The 1,356-nt window shown below is 60.2% G+C and carries 1 protein-coding gene; it reads left to right on the plus strand.

Going from position 1 to position 1,356, the window contains the following annotated elements; translation table 11 throughout:
* Window positions 1-140 precede the first annotated feature (140 nt).
* On the plus strand, window positions 141-1,154 hold the full coding sequence (gene intI1 / locus OKC44_RS22070; protein ID WP_000845048.1) for a class 1 integron integrase IntI1: 1,014 nt from the start codon (window positions 141-143) through the stop codon (window positions 1,152-1,154).
* Window positions 1,155-1,356 lie beyond the last annotated feature (202 nt).

Here is a 1,356-nt window from a genome sequence, read left to right on the forward strand (position 1 = left end):
CTAACTTTGTTTTAGGGCGACTGCCCTGCTGCGTAACATCGTTGCTGCTCCATAACATCAAACATCGACCCACGGCGTAACGCGCTTGCTGCTTGGATGCCCGAGGCATAGACTGTACAAAAAAACAGTCATAACAAGCCATGAAAACCGCCACTGCGCCGTTACCACCGCTGCGTTCGGTCAAGGTTCTGGACCAGTTGCGTGAGCGCATACGCTACTTGCATTACAGTTTACGAACCGAACAGGCTTATGTCCACTGGGTTCGTGCCTTCATCCGTTTCCACGGTGTGCGTCACCCGGCAACCTTGGGCAGCAGCGAAGTCGAGGCATTTCTGTCCTGGCTGGCGAACGAGCGCAAGGTTTCGGTCTCCACGCATCGTCAGGCATTGGCGGCCTTGCTGTTCTTCTACGGCAAGGTGCTGTGCACGGATCTGCCCTGGCTTCAGGAGATCGGAAGACCTCGGCCGTCGCGGCGCTTGCCGGTGGTGCTGACCCCGGATGAAGTGGTTCGCATCCTCGGTTTTCTGGAAGGCGAGCATCGTTTGTTCGCCCAGCTTCTGTATGGAACGGGCATGCGGATCAGTGAGGGTTTGCAACTGCGGGTCAAGGATCTGGATTTCGATCACGGCACGATCATCGTGCGGGAGGGCAAGGGCTCCAAGGATCGGGCCTTGATGTTACCCGAGAGCTTGGCACCCAGCCTGCGCGAGCAGCTGTCGCGTGCACGGGCATGGTGGCTGAAGGACCAGGCCGAGGGCCGCAGCGGCGTTGCGCTTCCCGACGCCCTTGAGCGGAAGTATCCGCGCGCCGGGCATTCCTGGCCGTGGTTCTGGGTTTTTGCGCAGCACACGCATTCGACCGATCCACGGAGCGGTGTCGTGCGTCGCCATCACATGTATGACCAGACCTTTCAGCGCGCCTTCAAACGTGCCGTAGAACAAGCAGGCATCACGAAGCCCGCCACACCGCACACCCTCCGCCACTCGTTCGCGACGGCCTTGCTCCGCAGCGGTTACGACATTCGAACCGTGCAGGATCTGCTCGGCCATTCCGACGTCTCTACGACGATGATTTACACGCATGTGCTGAAAGTTGGCGGTGCCGGAGTGCGCTCACCGCTTGATGCGCTGCCGCCCCTCACTAGTGAGAGGTAGGGCAGCGCAAGTCAATCCTGGCGGATTCACTACCCCTGCGCGAAGGCCATCGGTGCCGCATCGAACGGCCGGTTGCGGAAAGTCCTCCCTGCGTCCGCTGATGGCCGGCAGCAGCCCGTCGTTGCCTGATGGATCCAACCCCTCCGCTGCTATAGTGCAGTCGGCTTCTGACGTTCAGTGCAGCCGTCTTCTGAAAACGACA

Origin of the sequence: Aeromonas sp. S41-2 (genome assembly GCF_027705845.1) — a bacterium.
Classification (GTDB): domain Bacteria; phylum Pseudomonadota; class Gammaproteobacteria; order Enterobacterales; family Aeromonadaceae; genus Aeromonas; species Aeromonas hydrophila.

Excerpts from the sequence above, each read along its gene's own strand:
- intI1 (WP_000845048.1), top strand. The coding sequence starts at position 141 with ATGAAAACCGCCACTGCGCCGTTACCACCGCTGCGTTCGGTCAAGGTT.